Annotated in this window: 21 protein-coding genes; 6 read left to right on the top strand and 15 right to left on the bottom strand. The window is 41.3% G+C overall.

Annotated elements, in window-relative coordinates:
• Positions 1-77: 77 nt before the first annotated feature.
• Both D9X91_RS07590 and D9X91_RS07595 read left to right on the top strand, forming a co-directional pair.
• A complete protein-coding gene (locus D9X91_RS07590; RefSeq protein ID WP_121679996.1) occupies positions 78-704 on the top strand; it encodes a methanogen output domain 1-containing protein in 627 nt (208 codons plus the stop codon).
• Positions 705-940: 236 nt separating this feature from the next.
• Positions 941-1,753 (top strand): VanW family protein, encoded by an 813-nt coding sequence (locus D9X91_RS07595; RefSeq protein WP_121679997.1) that lies wholly within the window; start codon positions 941-943, stop codon positions 1,751-1,753.
• Positions 1,754-2,607: 854 nt separating this feature from the next.
• Here the strand turns inward: D9X91_RS07595 and D9X91_RS07600 are convergent.
• The 10 genes from D9X91_RS07600 to D9X91_RS07645 form a co-directional block, all read right to left on the bottom strand.
• Positions 2,608-3,309, bottom strand: a complete 702-nt coding sequence (locus tag D9X91_RS07600) for a DUF421 domain-containing protein (RefSeq protein WP_121679998.1) — start codon at positions 3,307-3,309, stop codon at positions 2,608-2,610.
• 46 nt (positions 3,310-3,355) lie between these two features.
• Positions 3,356-3,823 (bottom strand): staygreen family protein, encoded by a 468-nt coding sequence (locus tag D9X91_RS07605; protein ID WP_121679999.1) that lies wholly within the window; start codon positions 3,821-3,823, stop codon positions 3,356-3,358.
• Positions 3,824-3,890: 67 nt separating this feature from the next.
• Positions 3,891-4,667, bottom strand: coding sequence for a hypothetical protein (locus tag D9X91_RS07610; protein WP_233569733.1), 777 nt, complete (start codon positions 4,665-4,667; stop codon positions 3,891-3,893).
• A gap of 110 nt (positions 4,668-4,777) precedes the next feature.
• Complete coding sequence (locus tag D9X91_RS07615) at positions 4,778-6,211, bottom strand: alanine/glycine:cation symporter family protein (RefSeq protein ID WP_121680001.1); 1,434 nt, start codon at positions 6,209-6,211, stop codon at positions 4,778-4,780.
• Positions 6,212-6,510: 299 nt separating this feature from the next.
• Complete coding sequence (parC, locus tag D9X91_RS07620; protein ID WP_121680002.1) at positions 6,511-8,964, bottom strand: DNA topoisomerase IV subunit A; 2,454 nt, start codon at positions 8,962-8,964, stop codon at positions 6,511-6,513.
• Between the two features lie 3 nt (positions 8,965-8,967).
• Positions 8,968-10,941: a DNA topoisomerase IV subunit B gene (parE, locus tag D9X91_RS07625; protein WP_121680003.1), complete on the bottom strand. Its 1,974-nt coding sequence runs from the start codon at positions 10,939-10,941 to the stop codon at positions 8,968-8,970.
• Between the two features lie 218 nt (positions 10,942-11,159).
• Complete coding sequence (locus D9X91_RS07630; RefSeq protein WP_121680004.1) at positions 11,160-11,573, bottom strand: CoA-binding protein; 414 nt, start codon at positions 11,571-11,573, stop codon at positions 11,160-11,162.
• Between the two features lie 168 nt (positions 11,574-11,741).
• Entirely contained in the window at positions 11,742-12,641 is a 900-nt protein-coding gene (locus D9X91_RS07635) for a glycine betaine ABC transporter substrate-binding protein (protein WP_121680005.1), read from the bottom strand.
• Between the two features lie 14 nt (positions 12,642-12,655).
• Positions 12,656-13,306, bottom strand: a complete 651-nt coding sequence (locus D9X91_RS07640) for an ABC transporter permease (RefSeq protein WP_121680006.1) — start codon at positions 13,304-13,306, stop codon at positions 12,656-12,658.
• Positions 13,303-14,418, bottom strand: a complete 1,116-nt coding sequence (locus D9X91_RS07645) for an ABC transporter ATP-binding protein (RefSeq protein ID WP_121680007.1) — start codon at positions 14,416-14,418, stop codon at positions 13,303-13,305. Before D9X91_RS07645 ends, D9X91_RS07640 begins: the two co-directional genes overlap by 4 nt.
• A gap of 321 nt (positions 14,419-14,739) precedes the next feature.
• On the opposite strand from D9X91_RS07645, the gene D9X91_RS07650 reads away from it, so the two are divergent.
• Positions 14,740-15,201 carry a GNAT family N-acetyltransferase gene (locus tag D9X91_RS07650; protein WP_121680008.1) on the top strand — a complete coding sequence of 154 codons (462 nt, stop codon included), beginning with the start codon at positions 14,740-14,742 and terminating at the stop codon, positions 15,199-15,201.
• A 113-nt stretch (positions 15,202-15,314) separates the two neighbouring features.
• On the opposite strand, the gene D9X91_RS07655 is transcribed toward D9X91_RS07650, so the two are convergent.
• Entirely contained in the window at positions 15,315-16,610 is a 1,296-nt protein-coding gene (locus tag D9X91_RS07655; protein ID WP_121680009.1) for a purine/pyrimidine permease, read from the bottom strand.
• A 10-nt stretch (positions 16,611-16,620) separates the two neighbouring features.
• Entirely contained in the window at positions 16,621-18,354 is a 1,734-nt protein-coding gene (locus D9X91_RS07660) for a glycosyl hydrolase family 18 protein (RefSeq protein WP_121680010.1), read from the bottom strand.
• A 146-nt stretch (positions 18,355-18,500) separates the two neighbouring features.
• On the opposite strand from D9X91_RS07660, the gene plsY reads away from it, so the two are divergent.
• Both plsY and D9X91_RS07670 read left to right on the top strand, forming a co-directional pair.
• On the top strand, positions 18,501-19,094 hold the full coding sequence (plsY, locus tag D9X91_RS07665) for a glycerol-3-phosphate 1-O-acyltransferase PlsY (RefSeq protein ID WP_121680011.1): 594 nt from the start codon (positions 18,501-18,503) through the stop codon (positions 19,092-19,094).
• An 87-nt stretch (positions 19,095-19,181) separates the two neighbouring features.
• Positions 19,182-20,327: a CapA family protein gene (locus D9X91_RS07670; RefSeq protein ID WP_233569735.1), complete on the top strand. Its 1,146-nt coding sequence runs from the start codon at positions 19,182-19,184 to the stop codon at positions 20,325-20,327.
• Positions 20,328-20,358: 31 nt separating this feature from the next.
• Here D9X91_RS07670 and D9X91_RS07675 read toward each other — a convergent pair whose 3' ends face one another.
• Positions 20,359-20,610, bottom strand: coding sequence for a hypothetical protein (locus D9X91_RS07675; protein ID WP_121680013.1), 252 nt, complete (start codon positions 20,608-20,610; stop codon positions 20,359-20,361).
• 115 nt (positions 20,611-20,725) lie between these two features.
• Between D9X91_RS07675 and D9X91_RS07680 the strand changes: the two genes are divergently transcribed.
• Entirely contained in the window at positions 20,726-21,031 is a 306-nt protein-coding gene (locus D9X91_RS07680; RefSeq protein ID WP_121680014.1) for a HesB/YadR/YfhF family protein, read from the top strand.
• A gap of 64 nt (positions 21,032-21,095) precedes the next feature.
• On the opposite strand, the gene D9X91_RS07685 is transcribed toward D9X91_RS07680, so the two are convergent.
• Together D9X91_RS07685 and D9X91_RS07690 are read right to left on the bottom strand one after the other, a co-directional pair.
• Positions 21,096-21,398 (bottom strand): hypothetical protein, encoded by a 303-nt coding sequence (locus tag D9X91_RS07685; RefSeq protein WP_121680015.1) that lies wholly within the window; start codon positions 21,396-21,398, stop codon positions 21,096-21,098.
• Positions 21,399-21,413: 15 nt separating this feature from the next.
• The gene (locus tag D9X91_RS07690) at positions 21,414-21,830 is read right to left on the bottom strand and encodes an acyl-CoA thioesterase (RefSeq protein WP_121680016.1); all 417 of its coding nucleotides are present in this window, start codon (positions 21,828-21,830) and stop codon (positions 21,414-21,416) included.
• Between the last annotated feature and the right edge of the window lie 3 nt (positions 21,831-21,833).

Raw genomic sequence — 21,833 nt, forward strand, 5'->3', positions numbered from 1 at the left:
GACAAGTTGGTTCCGATAAAATAGCCGATATGAAAAGCATCTTTCAAAGCAAGGAATCAAAAGGGGGTTTTTCATTGATGGAAGGAATAAAGCATTTGACAGGGACCATTTTTCTATCAAAACTCATTACACAATATGCCTACATTCACGAAAAGACAGTCGGTAAAACCGCAAGTGAATATATCCGGCAAATGGGGCTGCGGACTGGTGAATGGATTGAAGGGTTTTATGGTGAAAGAGACGAAGAGTGGACTGTCGATCGCTACGCAGAAATCATCGTCGACTTAAAGAATTCAATTGGTGGACACTTTTATATTGCATCCGTACATCCCGATCATGTGGTAGTAAAGGCAAGAATTTGTCCTTTCGGGGAATTGGTCAAGGATGCTCCCCACTTGTGCAATATGACTTCAAGTGTCTTCGGAGGTATTGCTTCACGAAAGTTCGGTTACTCAAAGGTCACCCTAAGAAAAAGAATCGCAATGGGTGATAGCGGCTGTGAAATAGCAGTTTACTTCAATGAGAATAATAAAGAAAATGGTGACGTGTACCGGGATCTGAAATATGCACCAGAAAACGGAAATCCTTTTCAATGGGAGGAAGAAACGATCCTGCTGTTGAATGAACAACTGAGACAAAGCGATGAAATGGTCATGAAGCTTGTAGATGAACTCGAGGAACTGAAGAAGAAAGTAGAGAAATAATATTCATTTCATTATTTATTTACGTTCAAAAGTCTTGCTTTTTTGCAGGGCTTTTTTTCGTTCTATATGAATGGTCTTCTTGTAAAAATGCGTTTTTTCGCCACCGAGAACAAATGTTCGGTTAGGAGGGAAGATACTTTAAGATCGTAATATATAAATCTATTCTTTTGTAATTATATGGTAAAATATTAAGGGAGATCAAATATACATAAGAAAACAATCGAGGGGGAATGATCATGGAATTGATTAGAATTTATCCATTTTTGTATCACCTTAGAATTAAACAAAAGCAGTTCTTCCGGACAATTCTGGATTTGATCGGATATAAAAAGTTTGCAAAAAGATATGAATTACAGAACTTTCCGGTAAATTGCAAAAAGCACCAATCTCTTTTAAGGCGAAAGCTTGGGGACAGTGATCCCATTCTGCAAGAAAATAAAATTATCAATCTGAGGATTGCATCCCAGTGTATCGATGGCATCATCATTGGTCCTGGAGAGGTCTTTTCGTTTTGGAATCTGGTGGGGAAGCCTGAGAGGTCAAAGGGTTATATCGAGGGGATGCTGCTCTCGTTGGGAGAAGTTAAGACCGGAGTCGGAGGGGGCATATGCCAGTTGGCAAACTTACTTTATTGGATGGCTATTCATACACCTATGGAGATCATTGAACGCCATCATCATAGTTTTGATCCCTTTCCCGACAATGGCAGGGTCCTTCCGTTTGGAAGCGGGGCTGGAGTGTTTTACAATTATGTCGACCTCAGGTTTTTCAATCCGACTGACCAGCCTTTCCAAATCAAGGTGTGGCTGACAGATAAGCATTTGAAAGGTGCTATCCATACTAGTGGAGCGTGGCCATTTACATACCATATCGAAGAAAGGAATCATAGGTTCATTACTAAAAACAATAAGAATTATCGAAGCAATGAAATCTGGCGAAAGGTTCATGACAGAAGGACGGGCAATCTTCTAAAAGAAGAGCTTGTCATGAAGAATTTCGCTGAAGTGAAGTATGAGCTAAATTCAGTGAAATTGGAGCAAAAAAATTAATGTTGGACCTCCTACTATTTATACAAAGCCGGCGTGAGAAGACTCGCCTCGGCTATTTTCACTTTAGCCACGATAAAACTGTGGCCATTGGTAATATGGAGGGGCATGGATATCCGAATATTTACTTAATTTGGAGGTGGCGATGAAAGGGAAAAGAGGAAACGAGTGCCTTCTTGATATGACTGAAATAATAAAATTGAATCAATAGGAAAACTGGTTTCTTATTTTTTTGAGCCCAGCCAATTTTCCCTCTATAATATGCATATATTAAGGTTTTTTGTATTCGAGGTTTTATTATCAAACGGCACGCAATCTAATTCATCTGCCCCAGAATCAGAATCAAACTTGAAATTGAGTCGGTTCAAACACTTAATCTAACAAAATGAACGAATTGAGCAAATAAGGTTGATCATTTTCAGTTTGTAAAATAACAGAAAAGGTTTTTTGAAAGTAGGGGAATATAGAATGCACTAAACTAAGGGGACGTATCAATAATGTTATTCACGTTCTAGTTTACATAATATATATTATAGGAAGCTGTAAAATGAACAAATAAATAGTCTCATATCAAAAGTATACTATTAATAATGAGACGGAGAAAAATTTACAAACAAATTCATATTCATCAGAATTTGTTTGTTTAAAGTATTTTCTGCAGCATTGTTTTTATTACTTATCATAATCCAGCCAAAATTAATCGAAAGTTTGCCCTCAAATCGCACTTTCTAAGATTCACTGGATTAACTGCGTCTTTTTATACATAATTAACTGACAATTTCTATAACCGATTTATCTTCTGTGTTAATTTCATAATCTTTTTAGTTTGTTTACATAATTATGCTATGGGAAACTCTTCACTTTTGCTGCTTTCCCTGCATCGGACTTATATGTAATCCATCATCTGCTTGCCAATCTGCGTAAAATATCCTTTTTTCATCTTCATATCCATGTTTCTTTAGTTCCTGCATCAGCCACTGTTTGCTGAATCCGCGATCTTTCAGGTTGTCGTTTAGTATTTGGCCGTCAACAATGAAAGAAATTGGCAAGTCCTCCTCCTTTACTGCCAGCATCATGTCTTGTTTGGTAGGTGTTTTATGTTGATCCTTTAATAGAATACTGATCTGTCCGTTTGCTTCGAGGATACCATATTTTACTTCCCGGACGGAAAAGACGCTGTTTTGCCTCAGCAAGCTTGCTACTTGGTTAACTTCGATTTTATTTCTCTTAAGCATCTCTTTATCGTAAATGCCTTCCCGGATTACGATGGCTGGATTGCCGACCAGTAATGTCCGTGTTTTTTTGAATTTCTGGGTAGTCCATTCAACAGTCAACATCAGCAGCATCCATATGGTCGTACCATATAGAAATTGCAGCGTGCTCACACTGTTTTCATACAACGCGTTACCCAAGAATTCGCCTAATACAAGGACAAATACTAAATGAAATGGTGTTAATTGATAAATGGATGCCCTTCCTGTGACGGACACAATAAAGAATAGCGCCGCGAACCCAACCAATATTTTGGATGTCAGAAGTCCCATATGAAGTTCTTCCATAAGATTAATCCTTTCACTCTTATTTCTTCCAATCAAGACATGTGTCTTAAGTTCCATCATTTATTAAATACTGTCGGACTGTGCCAAAATATTTAATTTGATGATACTGAGGAAAAATCGAATCAAACTCTACATAAATCGGCATATCTAGGAGCCATGGGAAGTAAGCATAAAAACTGCGATCCGCAGTTACGATGGCTTTTAAAGCGGTGGGCATTTCTTTTTCGAAGATCAAGAACCTTACAGCGGATAGGTTTTCATCGAACTCCCCTCCGCTTACAAGGACATTCGCCCTTAAAACATACTGCCCTATATGAAGGCTCCACTCTGCAAAAACTTCATCTCTTAATATAGGATTGATTTTATCGGCATCATAATAACAGCCGATGCTCACAAACATATCTCCTGTTGAATCTGAATGCGTCATTGTGTACTTCCTCCCCTCCACTGGAAAAAAAACAGTGGCGGAAGGAAGCAGGGACATGGATAGTTTTTCTGTTTTAAATTCTCTCACGGCAAGCCCCTCCCATTTTTCAGTCAATGGCCTACCGTATATTATGACAAATGCCTATTTCTTGTGCTTATTTTTGCTTATTATAAGGAATCCACTTTACATGGAGGAGCTGCCATTTCCCGTTTTCATAGTACCAGTAGGATTCTGCAATTCCGATTCCGTCTGCATGGTAAGCGCCACTGACTTGTTGGTATCCGACAAGGCCGTATCCCGGTTTGCCCTTTATTTTTACCGGTTTAAAGTAAGATGTCGGGCTGATCATTAATTCATAAGGTTCATTTAATGTTCCGTTTTTATAGATGCCAAGCCGGTCGTAGTCTTCCTTTCGTTCCGAAAGATCAACCTTATACCGTTGATTAGTTTCAGGAATGTAAATCGATGCTTGGTATCGATCTTCGAATTGTCCTTGGATCTGTAAGGAAGGCGGCATCGGAATGACTTTTTCTTTTCCATCTTTCAAGGTGATGAGTCTATAGCTGTGGAACCCTCCACTGCCTCCAGTTGCACTCGATTCAAGTAAATCCTTCACACCGTCATGATTTAAATCGATAAATTCGATCTTCGGATCATAGCCTGGGTCATAGTCAATGCGGGTAGTTGAATTTTTGGATAACTGGACATCGGCCCAAATTGTTTTCAAATAGCTGCTTTCATTATCAAAAGGTATCCCTTTCAGGATGATGGTAGTTTTTTCGCCTGATCCGGTTACATCCTCTTCATACGTTTCAATGATTTTAGGAACGGGCTTTTCCTGCTGGCCGGTAAATGCACCTGCGATGGCATGGAGCGACATTAAAAAGAAGGCAGAGAAGGCAAATAACAACTCTTTTTTCACCGCAATCATCTCCTTTAAGTTTTAATATAGTTATCATCACCGGCGAAGGAATATTTATGTAAAAATGACATAAAAAATAGACCGGCCACTTAGGGCCAGCCCATTCTATAAAATTCATCCTATTGAACTTTTCTCTGTTGCTGTGGTTTTTTATCCCATGCATCGATCCCTGTCAATCCTGGAATCGAATCGGAATAAAACACAGGATCTTTTCCAGCCTTTCGCTGTGCACGATAATCTTTCAAAGCAGCAAGTGCAACTTTGGCCAACATCGTCACGGCAATCAGGTTGATGATTGCCATGATACCCATGAACAAGTCGGCAAGACTCCAAACCACTCCGAATTCAACGACCGAACCGAAATAAACCATGCCGATTACCGCGATTCGGTAGACAAAGATGCCTACTTTGCTATTTTTGATGAATTCGATATTCGTTTCACCATAATAGTAGTTTCCAATCACTGAACTGAACGCGAATAAGAAGATGGCTACAGCTACGAATAGGGTCGCCCAGCTTCCGACATGCGTGCTCAATGCGGCCTGTGTAAGTGCGATTCCCTGCGGCCCCTTTGGACCATCAGTGTATGCCCCGGATAAAAGGATCATAAATGCTGTTGCCGTACAAATGATGATCGTGTCCGTGAACACCCCGAGAGTTTGAATCAGTCCTTGTTTCACAGGATGACTGACTGCTGCTGTCGCGGCAGCGTTCGGAGCACTACCCATACCGGCTTCATTTGAGAACAGTCCTCGTTTAATCCCCATCATTAATGCTGCACCGATTCCGCCGCCAACGAATTGACGAATTCCAAAGGCGTGTTCAAAAATAAGTGAAAACATGGATGGAAGTTCTCCAATATGCTTCGCAAGAACGAATATAGCAAGAATGATATATAGAACAGCCATCACAGGGACAACTATCTGTGTTACATGAGCAATTCTTTTGAGGCCGCCAAAAATGATGATTCCGGTTAGAGCAGCCAGGATGAGCCCTATCATCCACCTGCTGATTGCAAAACCTTCATCCATAGCAATGGAGATGGTATTTGCCTGGACGGAATTGAAGACCAAACCGTAGCAAAAGGTGATAACGATTGCAAATAAGATCCCCATCCAGCGTTTCTTAAGTCCGCGCTCCATATAATACGCAGGACCGCCCCTGAAGCCATCCTCATCTTTGATTTTGTAGATCTGTGCCAATGTACTTTCCATGAAGCTCGATGCTCCGCCTAATAGCGCAATCAACCACATCCAAAATACAGCACCAGGACCTCCTGCGGCAATGGCTGAGGCTACTCCTGCAAGGTTTCCTGTCCCAACACGGGAAGCTGTACTGATTGTAAAAGCCTGGAATGATGAAATTCCTCGTTTTCCATCTGCTGAAATGGTTGACTTATCCGTTAGTACGCGGAACATTTCTCCGAAATATCTGAATTGTACGAATCTCGATCGCAGAGAGAATAACAACCCAAGACCGATGAGCAGTACAATCAGGATATAGCTCCACATATAATCATTCAATACCCCGATAACATCTGTTAATACCTTCATAAAACGATTTCATCTCCTCCTGAAAATATTATTCTAAAAAAACTTAGAAAAGTCCTTCTTATAAAATATCAAAAGTTTTTTCATTCATCAAGTTTAATATCTTGTAAAGTATTTAAAGGAAGAATATTATGAATAAACAAAAAAATAATTCGTCAAACGTTTTTCTAATATATTATGTATGAAGCGCTTATTAGTCCTTGGTTATCTATTCCCCCAGATGATTTTCATCAAACGCTGAATTTGTAAATATAATGCAAAAAACACATGAGTTTTTTTGCTTCCCCATGTGTTTTTTGTAATTATGCTTTATTCTTTGCCCCTGTATTTTCAGCAGGCTTTACTTCCTTCCAACTTGTTGTCATAGATCCGGTTTCGGTATCATCCATGACGAATGAGCCATTTGAATAACGGTCGTTGTTTCGTAAATTGGACGCTTCAACTGTTTCGACCATTCCCTTTTCGCTTTCGATATAAATGATGTCGTTGGATTCGACGAGCTCGAAACTGACTATTCGATGCGGGTTTGACTTCAATTCCCTTAAGGTGACCACTCCTCGTTTGGCCCTGGTGGTCTTTTCGAATTCCGCCAATTTCATTTTCTTGACTGCCCCTCTATGGGTCACGATGAAGACGCCTGGCTGATCCGACGGAGACATCACTTTTCCGCCAACCACAAAGTCCCCATCTTTTAAATTTATTCCTTTGACACCGGCAGCCCGAGGACCGACGACATTCACTTCTCCTTCATTGAACCATAATGCATATCCTAGATGAGTGACAAGGAATATATCCATGCCGCCGTTGGTTTTATGGACATCTACAACTTCATCTTCTCCCTTTAAGTTCACTGCTACAAGTGAACGGGAATACCGTTGTGCCTTGTATTGTTTCAGTTCCGTTTTTTTGACCATACCGTTTCTTGTGACGAACAATAAGTAGGCATCTTCAGTGAAATCCTTGATTGGGACCGCTTTTACAATATGCTCATCCCGATCGATCTGGATGATATTCGAGACATGTTGGCCAAGATCTTTCCAGCGGATGTCAGGCAGTTCGTGAACCGGCGAATACAAATAGTTCCCTTTATTGGTGAACAGCAGCAAGACATCTGTCGTATTCATTTCCATCTGGGCCAATACACGGTCAGATTCTTTCATGGCAAGGTCCTGCCCATTCGATGCCGCATACGAACGAAGTGAAGTTCGCTTGATATAGCCGTCCTTCGTCACCGTAACCATAACATCCTCGCTGGCAATGAGGACTTCCAGATTGATTTTGATTTCTTCGATTTCATCCTCGATTTTCGTCCGGCGCTGGTCAGCATACTTCTTCTTGATTTCCTTCAGCTCTTTTTTAATGACAGCGATCAGCTTCTTTTCACTGGCTAAAATAGCAGAAAGTTCTTCGATTTTTTTGGATAACTCCTCAGCTTCAGCCCTCAACGCAGTGATATCCGTATTCGTCAAACGGTAAAGCTGCAAAGAGACGATGGCTTCTGCCTGTGCTTCCGTAAATTGAAATTTCGATTTTAAATTATCCTTTGCATCTCTTTTATCTTTAGAAGCGCGAATGGCAGCGATTACTTCATCAAGAATCGAAAGTGCCTTCATCAAGCCCTCGACGATGTGCTGTCTTTCCCGTGCTTTGCTCAGCTCATATTGCGACCGGTTTGTGACGACTTCCTTTTGGTGCTCGATATAAGCATCCAGAAGCTGTCGGATGCCCATCAGCTTCGGACGATGGTTATGTATGGCGACCATGTTGAAGTTGTATGGAATCTGCAAATCGCTGTTCTTGTAGAGATAGTTGAGGACTCCTTCTGCGTCGGCTTCTTTTTTCAGCTCAATGACAATGCGGAGGCCGGTTCGATCTGTCTCGTCACGCACTTCTGCGATTCCTTCGACTTTACGGTCCACCCGGAATTCATCCATCTTTTTAACGAGGTTAGCTTTATTCACTTCATATGGAATTTCAGTCACGACAATTTGTTGTCGTCCACCGCGGATATCTTCAATTTCTGCTTTCCCTCTGATCACAATTTTCCCTTTGCCTGTTTCATAAGCCTTTTTGATGCCGTCTTTCCCTTGGATGATTCCGCCCGTCGGGAAGTCAGGCCCGTTAATGACGCTCATGATTTCATCGACTGTGGATTCTGGGTTATCCATCCTTAGCATTACCCCATCTATTACTTCATCAAGGTGATGGGGAGGAATTTCCGTGGCATACCCTGCGGAAATTCCAGTTGAACCATTGACCAGCAAGCTAGGGAATCTGGCTGGCAGAACGGTAGGTTCACTGGATGTGTCGTCAAAGTTCGGGACGAAATCAACCGTTCTTTTGTCAATGTCGCGCAGGAGTTCGGAAGATATAGCGGAAAGCCTTGCTTCCGTATAACGCATTGCTGCAGGAGGATCGCCGTCGACCGAACCATTATTTCCATGCATTTCAATCAATAGATTACGGACTTTCCAATCCTGGCTCATCCTCACCATGGCATCATAAACCGATGTATCACCATGAGGATGGTAGTTGCCGATTACATTCCCAACCGTTTTCGCTGATTTGCGGAAGCCCTTATCAGCAGTGTTTCCTTCTACGTGCATAGCGTAGAGGATGCGCCGCTGCACCGGTTTCAATCCATCACGGGCATCAGGCAAAGCCCGTTCTTGAATAATATACTTACTGTACCGTCCAAAGCGGTCGCCTAATACGTCCTCAAGGGGCAAATCTTGATATTTCTCTACTGTTGTCATTCTCTATTTTACCTCCTCTGCGACCGATAAATTTTCATTTTCGAGAATGTTCTGGTCTTCTTCAAGTCCAAATTCGACATTGTTTTCGATCCATTTTCTGCGGGGTTCTACTTTATCGCCCATCAATGTCGTCACTCTGCGCTCCGCTCTAGCTGCGTCATCGATGCGGACCCTGATCAATGTCCTGGATTCGGGATCCATGGTCGTTTCCCATAGCTGGTCTGCGTTCATTTCTCCCAAACCTTTATAACGCTGGATCATGTAGCCTTTTCCGACTTTTTTCATGGCTCCCTGGAGTTCATCATCCGTCCAGGCGTATTCGACCACTTCCTTTTTGCCGGTTCCTTTACTTACTTTATAGAGTGGAGGAAGTGCAATATAGATGCGTCCTGCATCGACCAAAGGCTTCATATAGCGGTAGAAGAACGTCAGCAGGAGGACTTGGATATGGGCCCCGTCCGTATCTGCATCTGTCATGATGATGATCTTGTCATAATTGATATCATCCAAATTAAATTCGGGTCCGACTCCGCCGCCGATTGCATGGATGATTGTATTGATCTCTTCATTCTTGAAAATATCCTGAAGTTTAGCTTTTTCTGTATTGATGACCTTTCCGCGCAGTGGAAGAATCGCTTGAAAGCGACGATCCCGTCCTTGTTTAGCAGAACCGCCTGCGGAGTCTCCCTCAACCAGGTACAATTCATTTTTTTGAGGGTTCCTTGATTGGGCCGGAGTAAGCTTCCCAGATAACACAGTTTCTGAACGCTTCCGTTTCTTTCCGTTCCTCGCATCTTCTCTTGCTTTTCTTGCAGCTTCCCGTGCTTGGGCTGCTTTTATCGATTTCTTGATCAACAAAGAACTGATATCCGGATTTTCTTCAAGGAAATAGGAAAGGTGTTCGGATACGACAGCATCCACCGCAGACCTAGCTTCGCTTGTGCCGAGCTTTCCTTTTGTTTGTCCTTCAAATTGAAGTAGCTCCTCAGGGATCCTTACAGAGACAATAGCGGCCAAGCCTTCGCGGATGTCCGTTCCTTCAAGGTTTTTATCCCGGTCCTTCAGTAAATTCACCTTTCGTGCGAATTCATTGAATACACGTGTCATCGCGGTCTTTGCTCCCGCTTCGTGCGTGCCGCCATCCTTTGTCCGGACATTGTTGACAAACGAAAGGACGTTTTCAGAAAAGCCATCATTAAATTGGAATGAAAATTCTACTTCAATCCCGCCGGCTTCACCTTCAATGAATACGACAGGATGAAGGGAATCTTTCTCCTCGTTTAAATATTCTACAAATGCTTCAATCCCATTTTCATAGAAAAAGACGTCCTGCTGGTCATGTCTTTCATCTATGATTTCGATCTTAAGCCCTTTTAATAAGAATGCAGATTCTCTTAGACGTTCACACAACGTGTCATAGTTATAGGTTGTTGTGCTGAAAATCGTCGGATCTGGTTTAAAATGAATGGTTGTGCCGCTATTTTTGCTCTTCCCGATCTTTTCCAGGGTCGTTTCAGGCTTTCCTCCACTGACAAAGCGCTGCTGATAGGTGAACCCATCCCTTTTGATCGTTACGGTCAGCCATTCTGATAGAGCGTTGACGACAGAGGCACCGACACCATGAAGGCCGCCGCTTGTTTTATAGCCGCCTTGTCCAAATTTTCCTCCAGCATGAAGGACTGTGAAAATGACTTCAGGAGTCGGTTTGCCGAGTTTGTGCATACCAGTCGGCATTCCACGGCCTTTATCCTCAACGCTGATGCTGTTATCTTTATGTATTTTGACAATAATATGATTTCCGTAGCCTGCTAATGCTTCATCTACAGAGTTATCGACGATTTCATATACAAGATGATGCAAGCCTCTGCCATCCGTTGAGCCGATATACATACCCGGCCGTTTGCGGACTGCTTCCAATCCTTCTAATACTTGAATGGCATCATCATTATAGTCGAACAATTGCTGCTTACTGGCCACATACATTCCCCTTTCAAAAACAAAAACAATCACTATACATACGCAAACAAACGTTCGCTTGCTCTGATTTTAGCATAACGTCTATGAATTATTGTAGCGTTTTATAATTTTTTCGCAAATCTATTTTTCTTTTTGCCTGTCGAGACTACAGGAAAAATCCATGATTTTACAGGCAGAATAAACGGAATTGACTCTCTAGCTCAAGAATCCCAATTAGGTTATTTAGTCATGGCATGCTCCACTTTAATACAGCGGTCCATAATAACAGTATAACCTTTTTCTTTCAAGTATTCATACGCCTGCTCATTATATACACCAAGTTGGGCCCAAAATACATCGGCATTTACTTCAGTAAATTCCTTCGCAATGCCAGGCAGAAATTCTGATCTGCGGAATACATTGACAATATCGATGTGCCCTTCTACATCCTTTAAGGATGGGTAGGCCTTTTGGCCGAGGACTTCCCTTACATTCGGATTGACTGGAATGATTTCGTAGCCAGCATCTTGCATTGCTTTGGAGACCGAATGGGAAGTTCGTTCCGGTTGATCACTCAAGCCGATTACTGCAATTCTTTTTGCTTTTTTCAGGATGGTTTTTATTTCATCTCTCGTTGGATTTTGGATTGACATCGGTTATCATACCTCCGTTAGCCTGAATTTGGTTAAATATTCCCTCTATTTTTTAGAGTAAGGCAAGTTTTGCCAATGTGCAAGAAACTTTTGCGTGCGAAGTACCAAAGAAGGATGACAATCTACCCTCAATTCGGGTAAATGTCATCCTTCTATTGGATATTGCATCTATTTCTTGATTAAGCCTTTTTTTATCAAGAAATCCTTAGCAACTTTTTTCGGATCTTCTTTATCAATATCGACTTTTGCATTCATTTCGCTCATCTCGGCTGCACTGATCTTCCCCGCAAGCTGATTAACGACACCTTTTAATTTCGGGAATTTTTTCAAAACATCTTTTCGGACAATCGGAGCTGCATCATATTTTGGGAAAAAACCTTTATCATCCTTGGTCGTTGCCAAATTATAGCGTTGAATCCGTCCATCTGTCGTAAAAGCTGGAATCAGGTCCACATCGCCTTTCTTAACAGCTTCATACATGATGTTTGGATCAAGGCTTTTCTTATCTTTAAATTTAAAACCATACGCATCTACTAAAGCATCATATCCATCCGCTCTTTCATAGAATGTATGAGGGGCGCCGAATGACAGTTTGTCAGCATATGGGACCAAATCTGAAAAGGTTTTTGCATCGATGTTTTGATCCTTTCTATATGCCAATGTATAGGTGTTTTCAAAGCCGAGAGGTTTTAGCCATGCTACATCATATTTTTTGTCATAGCCTTCCCTTACACGCTTTAATACACTTTCAGAAGACTCACCAGGCTTTGCATTTTCCTTTAATACCGCTTCCAAACCTGTCCCGGTGTATTCCACATACATATCTATGTCGCCCTTTTTAATGGCGGGGGTCAATATGGAGACTTCCCCAAGGCCTTCCTTTACTTCAACATTATAATCTGTTTTTGCTTTAATATATTCGGCTAATATTTGTGGGAGTATGTACTGCTCGGTCCATTTCTTCCCGGAGATGACGATGGTATCTTTTTTTCCATTGCCGCATCCAGCCATAAATATGGAGACAATGACTGTACTGATTAAAGCCAAGAGTAATGATTTTTTCAACATAATTCCCCCGTTTATTAATTTTTGAGTCCTTTTGGTGTTGTCGCTTTCTCAATCATCCGTAAAATAAAATCAAATAGAATCGCCAGCAGCGCTGCAGGAAGTGCTCCAGCAAGCACCAAATAATTATTATAGGTTGAAAGCCCCCTATAAATGATATCTCCCAATCCTCCTGCGCCCACGAATGTAGCAAGCGTAGCGACACCAACCGTCAATACAGTAGCTGTCCTAATACCCGCCATCATGACAGGCAAAGAAAGCGGCAGCTCAATCTTTCTTAGTATTTGACCATTTGTCATTCCCATACCTCTCCCGGCTTCGATAATTGCCTGATCGACTCCGACGATGCCGGTATATGTGTTCCGTAAAATCGGCAATAGTGCATAAATGGTCAAGGCAATAATGGCAGTGGCATCCCCAATGCCGATTAATGGGACAAGGAATCCAAATAGAGCCAGACTAGGGATTGTTTGAAAAATAGCGGTGATGCCGATGAATACTTCCGCCACCTTTTCCTGTCGCGAAATGAAAATCCCCAATGGAAGGGAAATCACGATGGCAATCAGGATGGATACAAAAGATAAATATAAATGCTGGACAAGACCTCCGATAATCAGATCGCTCCTGCCTGTGATGGTTTCCCAAAACATTTGAACAGCAGAACTCATACATTAACCTCCTTTTTAATGCCGGCCATTGCCGTGAAAATGTTTTCTTTTTTTACTATTCCCACATATCGACCATGTTCAACGACGGGGATTGATGTCCTGCCAGTCCTATGTATCAGCCTGGCTGCTTCTTTAATATCATCCATCGGCTTTACGTGGAGGTCCGTTAAATGAATAAGGTTCTTAGTCATTGGGTTGCTTTCCATTTCTTCTTTGAAAACTGTCCCTCGGTATTGGCCGTCTACGTCAATGACGCAAATCTCCGATAAGTCATCAGGCATAGATTCTGGCCACGCTTCCAGCTTGGTTGTAAAATCACGTTCAATGGACAGTACTGGAAATTCTTCAATTAGATCCATTAATTTATCGTTTGCAGGCACTTGATTCAGGCGATCCTCTCCGATGAATTGTTCGACGAAGGAGTTGGCCGGCTGCTTGATAAGTTCTTCAGGCGTTGTATACTGCTCGATGCGTCCATCCTTCATGATGGCGATCCTGTCAGCAATCTTGAGTGCTTCGTCGATATCATGTGTGACAAAAACAATCGTTTTTTGAATTTGCCTTTGCAGTGCTTTTAATTCATCCTGTAGCTGTTCCCTGCTTATAGGGTCAAGCGCGCTGAAAGGTTCATCCATTAAAATAATCGGTGGTTCTGCAGCAAGAGCTCGAATTACCCCGACCCTTTGCTGCTGGCCACCGCTTAGCTCCAGCGGGTATTTCTTTTTGAAGATGGATGGTTCCAATCCAACAAGCGTCAATAACTCATCAACTCTTTTTTGATACGCTGCTTTTTCCCATCCTTTTAATTTTGGGATGAGCGCTACATTTTCTTCAATGGTCATGTGAGGCATCAACCCGATTTGTTGTATCACGTATCCGATGCTTCTCCTGAGTTCTACTGGGTCCTTATCCGAGATATTATCCCCATTTATGTATATGTCGCCGCTAGTTGGAATCAAGAGCTTATTAATCATTTTCATCGTCGTTGTTTTCCCGCATCCGCTTGGTCCGATCAAAGCGACTAGCTCTCCTTTTGGAATTTCCAAATCGATTCCTTTAATGGCTGTGTAGCCATCCTTAAATGTCTTTTTTACATCCTTAAAAGTGATCAACAACTTCACCTGCCTTAAAATTTTTCTAGTATATGTTTCCCTTTCGGCAAAAAACGTAAACTTCCTTTCTTTTATCAGAGAAAAGATAATAGGCTGTCACAAAAACAAAGGTTGAATTCTCATGTGACAGCAACCTTTAACATATTTATTAACAGACTGAGAATCTTTAATTTCATAAGACTGCATGTGTGGCAAAAGTAGTTCAAAATTGTTAAAAACATAGGCTCATTGCCTTAAAGATCGCTTGATTTGAGGAGATTTTCAAGGTGATATTTTTGTTAGCATTTCATTTCAGGAATATTTTTACAAGGAGGAATGAAGATGAAAATCAGTCAAACATGCAATAGTAACTTAATCGCTAATTTGAACAAATATGTTCACGATTTACACGCAAACTTATATCCTGAGCATTTCAAAAAATATAATTTTGAGGATAATAAGACTTTCTTTCAAAAAATTATTGATAAAGAAGAGTTTACTTTCCTTCTGTTGGAGGACGATGACGAACCTTTAGGGTATGCTTTTATTGAATTTAAGGCTTATCCTGGTACCACCTTTAAAAAAGCGTATAAATCGGTGTATGTGCATCAAATAAGCATCTCAGAAAACCAAAGAAAAAAAGGTTATGGGTCTAAGCTAATGGACGAAATAACCAATATTGCAAAAGCAAATGGGATTAACAGGATTGAATTGGATTATTGGTTCAATAATGAAATCGCAAAGAGCTTTTATAAGAAGAGAGATTTTGTGAAATATCGAGAATTTGTTTATAAAGATATTTAATATTAATGCTAAATCATAGTCCAAATGACAAAAAAGAGGTGCGAATAGCACCCCTTTTTTTATGTTGTTTATCATTTTAATCTTCTTAACCAAACCCGTTACACAAAAACGAGTCAGCCTTTTGGTTTAATTATTTGGAATCTGATCCATTGTTCTGTCAAAATGGCGGCAATGGTTCCAAGGATCAATCCATTGTTCAAAAGGGATGCAAAGATGATCGGCAATTGCTCCGTCGCTTTTACCGGAATGAACATCGCCCCCACGCCAATGAGCAAGGATACTCCTGAAACTATCCGGGCCAATGGCTTATCGGTTTCTTTATCCAGTTCACTTAAAGCAATCCCCACCATCCTTGAAAAAATCACGAAAGTTACTGCATAGCCCACCGGAGTCGGAATGGCAGCCATGATTCCCATGACGGATGGGAATAAAGAAAGGATGGTGATCATGATAGATCCAAAGATAAATGGCTTGATGGATGTTATAGAAGTCGCTTGAACATATCCGGCAGCCCCGGATATCGGAACAGGTCCAACCGCACCGAAGATTCCTCCTGCAGCTTGGTTGATCCCGGATATAAGACCGGCTTTTTTATAATTGGGACTTGGCCTTTTCCCTGTAATCCGGCCTTGGACCTCCTCCATCACCCGTACGGAAGCGATCATATTAGTGGTTAGGAGGATGGCAACAAATATTGCAGTAGTAATCATTCCACTATCGAATCTTGGCGGTCCAAAAGGGAATATCTGAGGCAATGAAAAGATGGCTCCTCTGTTTAAAGGAATTGAAGGTGCCTCCCCTAAAAAATAAAAGAGTATCCATCCGAGCAGCAAACTGATCAAGATGGAATACTGGCTGATCCATTTCACCTTCAAGCTCCCTAAAAAATAGGTCAAAATAATGACGGCAATGCTCCCAAGGAGGACAGTCGGCTGTACATGCGTTTGTTCATTCGACAGCCCGAGCATGCCCTTCATAAACGATCCGCTCAATTGAAGAATAAGTAATACCAAATATACGAATGTTGCGGTCGGGGTGAATAGATTCTTTAACTTTTCAATCAAACCAAAACCTGCTAATAGAAAAAAAACGAGTGCACTTACAATCATCCCCGCTTCCAGCGATTGCAAGGTGGCTTGGCTGCTTGAATAAATGGTGCCAATGAAGCCTGCATATATGGCAAAGACGCTCCACCATAATCCTGCCGGCCCTTCATTGATAGGAAGTTTATGTCCGAGTGAAGCCTGCAGTATACTTGAAATCCCAAGGACAAAAATGGTTCTTTGCACAAACTCTGCTGTTGCAGAAGGTGATAAATGAAATAAATCACCGATTGCGATTGGGGCTACGATCGATCCCGCAATCATAAAAGCCATCCATTGGATGGCTCCAAATATGTATTTTGACAAAATCGCTCACCTACTTTTTTTGGTACAGTGCAGTCATACTGTTTTTTAATGATGTCCATGCCGACTGATCTGCAAAATATCTTGCCCATGCTGCAACGCCAGCCAGCTGATATTTTTCCGCTAGGGCAGTCCGGTTTTGCAGTGAACATTCATCCTCTAACCACATTTTATAAGTTGCTTGTTCTTTTTCATTCGTATAGCTTACAAAGTTTTGTCCGGAATCTTGATCATAAATCGGAGTCAGTTTCCTTTCGGTGATCCATTGTTTAGCCTCATCCATTTTTAATGCTTTAGAAGAAACGGTGAGACTTCCGTCTGATTGTTTCTGTTCCTTCCACAATCGTGTAAATAGCGGAATTCCAAGCACCAGCTTTTCATTTGGTACAACTTTTAACAAAGCCTTTAGGTTATTTTCTACCCACGGAATGCTTGCGACACTTCCAGAAGTCTGGGAATTTGCCCCATGCTCATCGTATGCCATCACGATCATGTAATCAACAGATCTGGCCAACTCTTGGCGATCATAGAATTTAGACCAATTCCCGCTCGAAGAAATGAAGGTAACATCCATGGAAATAATCAATCCAGCCTGATGAAGCCTGGCAGCTGCTTCACGGACAAATTGAGTCACATACTCCTTGTCTGAAAAGGAGACATTTTCAATATCCAGGTTGATTCCATTTAATTGATACAGTTTGCTGTAATGTATCAATTCACGGATAATATTCTGTCTGCTCTCAAAGCTTTTAAATGCCTCGTGGGTAAGTTCTGGATCAAACGAGTTTGTAAAGACGCCCCATATTTGATTATGATGATTTTGAGCCCAGCGCACATATTCCATTGAGCCGAGGTTGTCGATATCTCCTTTCTCATTGAGGAGATGAAACCACGTAGGTGATACAATATTGATCCCTGGAAGTTCGCCAAGCTTCTTGACATCAGGATTCTTAGAATATACCGTTTCCCAAGTCAGCTGTATCGGAAGGGGGCTTTTTATCGGCTTCCACGATTCTTGGTCCATTCTAACATGAACGGTTCTCTTGCCCTTTAAATGTATGTAAGACTTCCTGATATACCCTGAGATTCCAGAATCGGTTCTAGCCAGATAGTATCCTCTCTCTTCATTAATGATCGCAACCTCTTCTCCGTTCTCCACTTGATCTACATATGGTGATTGCAAGTCGGGTTCCTTTCTGAGCCGTAAAAATGCAGGTCTTGCATCTTGTCCCTCGACTTCTCCTTTAAGATGCGTTTCCCCATCTTTTTCAATTTGTATGATCTCTGTCTCCTTAAACTCTTTATATTGAAGTGGATAAAAGGAAATAAGGGGATCCAATGCTATGTATTGTTTTTTGTTTATCTCCATATTAATAGGAAAATGCAATGTTACAGGCCTTTCATTAATGTAATACTTCAATGATGAGTCGGGCATGTTGATGACTTTGTTTTTTGTTGTAATGACGACTGAATGTGTTGCCGGATCCTCATATACCGATGAATCCACATGCTTCATTAAAAAAGATGCAGGTACGTATACCACTCCATTTTTGATGACGGCATCCCCTTCAATTTTATCTTCAAATACGATCGGATGCTGAGCCGTCTTAAACGCTGCCTTTTGATTCGAAGCAAATGGATAAAAATAAAATAATAGATAGCCAGTGATGGAAAGAAACAGAAAACATGCAATTATGGCAAACATCACGCTAGTCTTCGGCGCTCTTTCCTGTTGTATAACTTCCATTTCATTTCCTCCCCATTTCATCGTACAAGAAGTGGGGAATGAAGAAAAGAGAAATTACCCATCTAGAAAATTCTTTTTATTTCTCAACTTTATTCATGGTACAATAATAGAACCTGTGACAGATTTGAAATAAAGGAGCTTTGTAAATGCTATATGCACTTATTCTTTTACTCGCTTATCTATTAGGATCGATCCCATCCGGATTGATTGTAGGAAAGGCATTTTATGGGGTGGACATACGGGAACATGGAAGCGGAAATTTAGGAGGCACCAATACATTCCGCACATTGGGGGTCAAAGCCGGACTTGCTGTGACAATCGCTGATATTCTAAAGGGTACATTGGCTACCAGCCTTCCGCTAATATTCGGTTTTGATCATCTACATCCATTATTGGTGGGAACTTTTGCTGTTATCGGACACATGTTTCCGGTTTTTGCAGGATTTCGCGGAGGTAAGGCTGTCGCCACTTCTGGCGGTGTGCTATTGGGTTATGTGCCGATTTTATTCCTAATCCTTATTGCTGTATTCTTTATCAGCTTATATTTGACGAAATACGTATCGCTTTCTTCCATGATTGCAGCCATTGTAGCCTTTGCCACCAGCCTTTTTTACAACCATGAGCCGGACATACCGCTGATCATTGTCATCGGGTTAATGGCCTTCTTTGTCATTTATCGCCATCGCGCCAATATAAAGCGTATCATCAACGGAACCGAACCGAAAATAAAATGGCTCTAAACCTACTTGCAGCTGCAGTAGGTTTTTTATTTTTTCTCCTATTTATATAGTAAAATAAAACTATCAATATTAATGGAGTTTAAGATGATGAAAAGAATATGTGTCATTACAGTAATCCTGCTTCTGCTGTTGATAGGAGTGCTTTTAGGATGGCAGTATCATGAATCTGCAAAAAATGCTTTTTTCCATACGGTGCATTCAGTTGGTCACAATGCGATGCATTCCGTTGCTGCCGAAACAAAGTCGTATGGGACTTCAGCCACTATCGGAGAAATCGGCGATGTCCTCCTCCATGATTGGGTATATGAAGATGCAAAAAAATCATCAGGCTATCAATTTGATAAAATGCTGGCCAAAGTTAAACCGATGTTAGAGAAGCCTGATTTCTTGATTGCCAATGAAGAATCGATTCCTGCTGGAGAATCCATGGGGATATCAAGCTACCCTATCTTCAACAGTCCATTTGAGATTGTCGATACACTGAAAAGAAACGGTGTGGATTTGATATCGAGTGCCAATAACCATGCGATGGACAAGGGCCCGAGGGGAATATTGAGTGCCATTCAATATTATGAAAAGAAAGGAATGCCTTATGTAGGAATCAACAAAAATCAAGCAGATCAAAAGCGTCTAAGGGTGTTCAATGTTAACGGCATTTCCGTTGCCGTTCTAGCCTATACATTTGGCACCAATGGAATCCCAATCCCTGATGGAAAGGGTTATCTCGTAAATGTAATCGATGAACCAAAGATGATTGAGGATATCCAAGATGCGAGAAAACATGCAGAAGTTGTTGTCCTGAGTATTCATTGGGGAAATGAATATGTCCGGAAGCCGAATGAGATCCAAAAGAAACTTGCAAAAGATCTGGCCAATGCCGGTGCGGATATCATTTTCGGCCATCATCCTCATGTACTGGAGCCGATCGAGAAAATCAAATGCACCGACGATAGAAATGCTGTTGTCGTATATTCCCTCGGGAACTTCTTGTCTGGGCAGCTATGGGACTATAAGGATATTGGAGGACTCGCCACTGTGGACATACATAAAAAAATTGACGGAGACAATAAGACGATCAAAATCGGTGAAGTGAATTTCGAACCAACCTTCGTTTTAAGCAAGCATTTCAGACACTATGAAGTTCTGCCATTAAAAGACGCTTACCGTGAGGGACTGGTTGACCATTCCCCTGATGAAATTGAGAACTTTATGTTTTCTTCGATTTCCCATTAAAAAAACGAGCCGATGATGGCTCGTTTTTTCCTTAGTGGCCGGATCCAAAAATCGATTGATGAAACACGATTAGAAAGATGGTCGCGGCAAACAGTATAGATAATATAGAAATTCTCATACGCATAGAAGGTAATTTAACAAGGATGAAATAGACTCCAGCGCTTATGATAATAAAGGAGAATGCCTGAATAAAACCACCTGTTTTGTGAAGCTGAAAGATGCTCAAAACCGCCAAGCCAATAAATACTGTCAATCCTGCAATGGTATAAATTTTGTTCTTCAAAATTTCCCCTCACTCTTTTGATGGATTTGATTAGAAGTATGTAAAAAAATTCGTTATACTGTTTAGACTACCACATTCCAAATGAACCGCATGACGATCTGAAAGGAGATACAGCATGAACATTTATATATCTGATGATGCACTTAAATGGTTTAAAAAAGAAATGGATATTCAAAAAGGCGAATATGTTCGATTTTTTGCCCGGTATGGAGGAAGCAGCCCGGTCCAGCAAGGATTTTCATTAGGCGTGACCAAAGAGGAGCCCATAGATATGGCAGTGAAATACGAGCATGAAGGAACAACCTTCTTTATCGAGGAGCGCGATGTTTGGTACTTTGATGGCCATGATTTACATGTTATAGTCGACGATAAACGCAATGAACTTCTATACGAATATAAAAAGGAAAACAGCCTCAGCTGAGCAATATCCCCTTTAAAAAGGGGATATTGCTTTTTTATACATTTTTAATTTATCCATCAATAAATCAATGGTTGAAAAGCTCCAATTGGCTGGAAAGTCCTTCATTTGCCAATATCTCTATCTGCCTCTCCCCCAGCAGGTCAAAATGGGAATAACCATCCTTTCGATGGTGGATCCACTCCTTTTTCAGTCCATACTGTTTTCCCCATGCTGCCAATCGGTTTAAATCACTGCACCCCACTTTTGTGACCGTCTTGCATTGTGGAAATCGATCATCCAGCCAATAGTGTGTTAAAAATGAGATTTTCCCTTGATCTATTTCTCTTTTCCATTGTGTTAAAGACTCCTTGGATATCCCGAAAGCCACTTTGCCACCCTCTTATTATTTCTTTTCGTTCATATAAGCTTCATGCCAATCCGGGAAGTGCTTTTTCACTGAGATCGGTCTGAATGAATCTTTTTTCACACAGACATGCTTTGATGTACCCGAGAGAGCAAGCTCGTGATCCTCTGTATAGATTTCATATCCATAGACCGACCTTAACCCGTCATATTCTTCAATCCAAGTATGTATGATTGCTTTTTCCCCGTATCGGACGGGTTTCTTATAGGACACCTGAATATCCATGACAGGTGAGATTATGCCATCGTTTTCCATATCTGCGTAGCGGAAACCTAAGTCTTCGATGAGCTGAGTACGGCCAAGTTCCATCCAGACGAGGTAGTTGGCATGATATACAACCCCCATTTGATCAGTTTCTGCATAGCGTACATCGATGGTCTTTTTAGACACTAACATGTT

Source organism: Falsibacillus albus (assembly GCF_003668575.1).
Taxonomy (GTDB): Bacteria; Bacillota; Bacilli; order Bacillales; family DSM-25281; genus Falsibacillus; species Falsibacillus albus.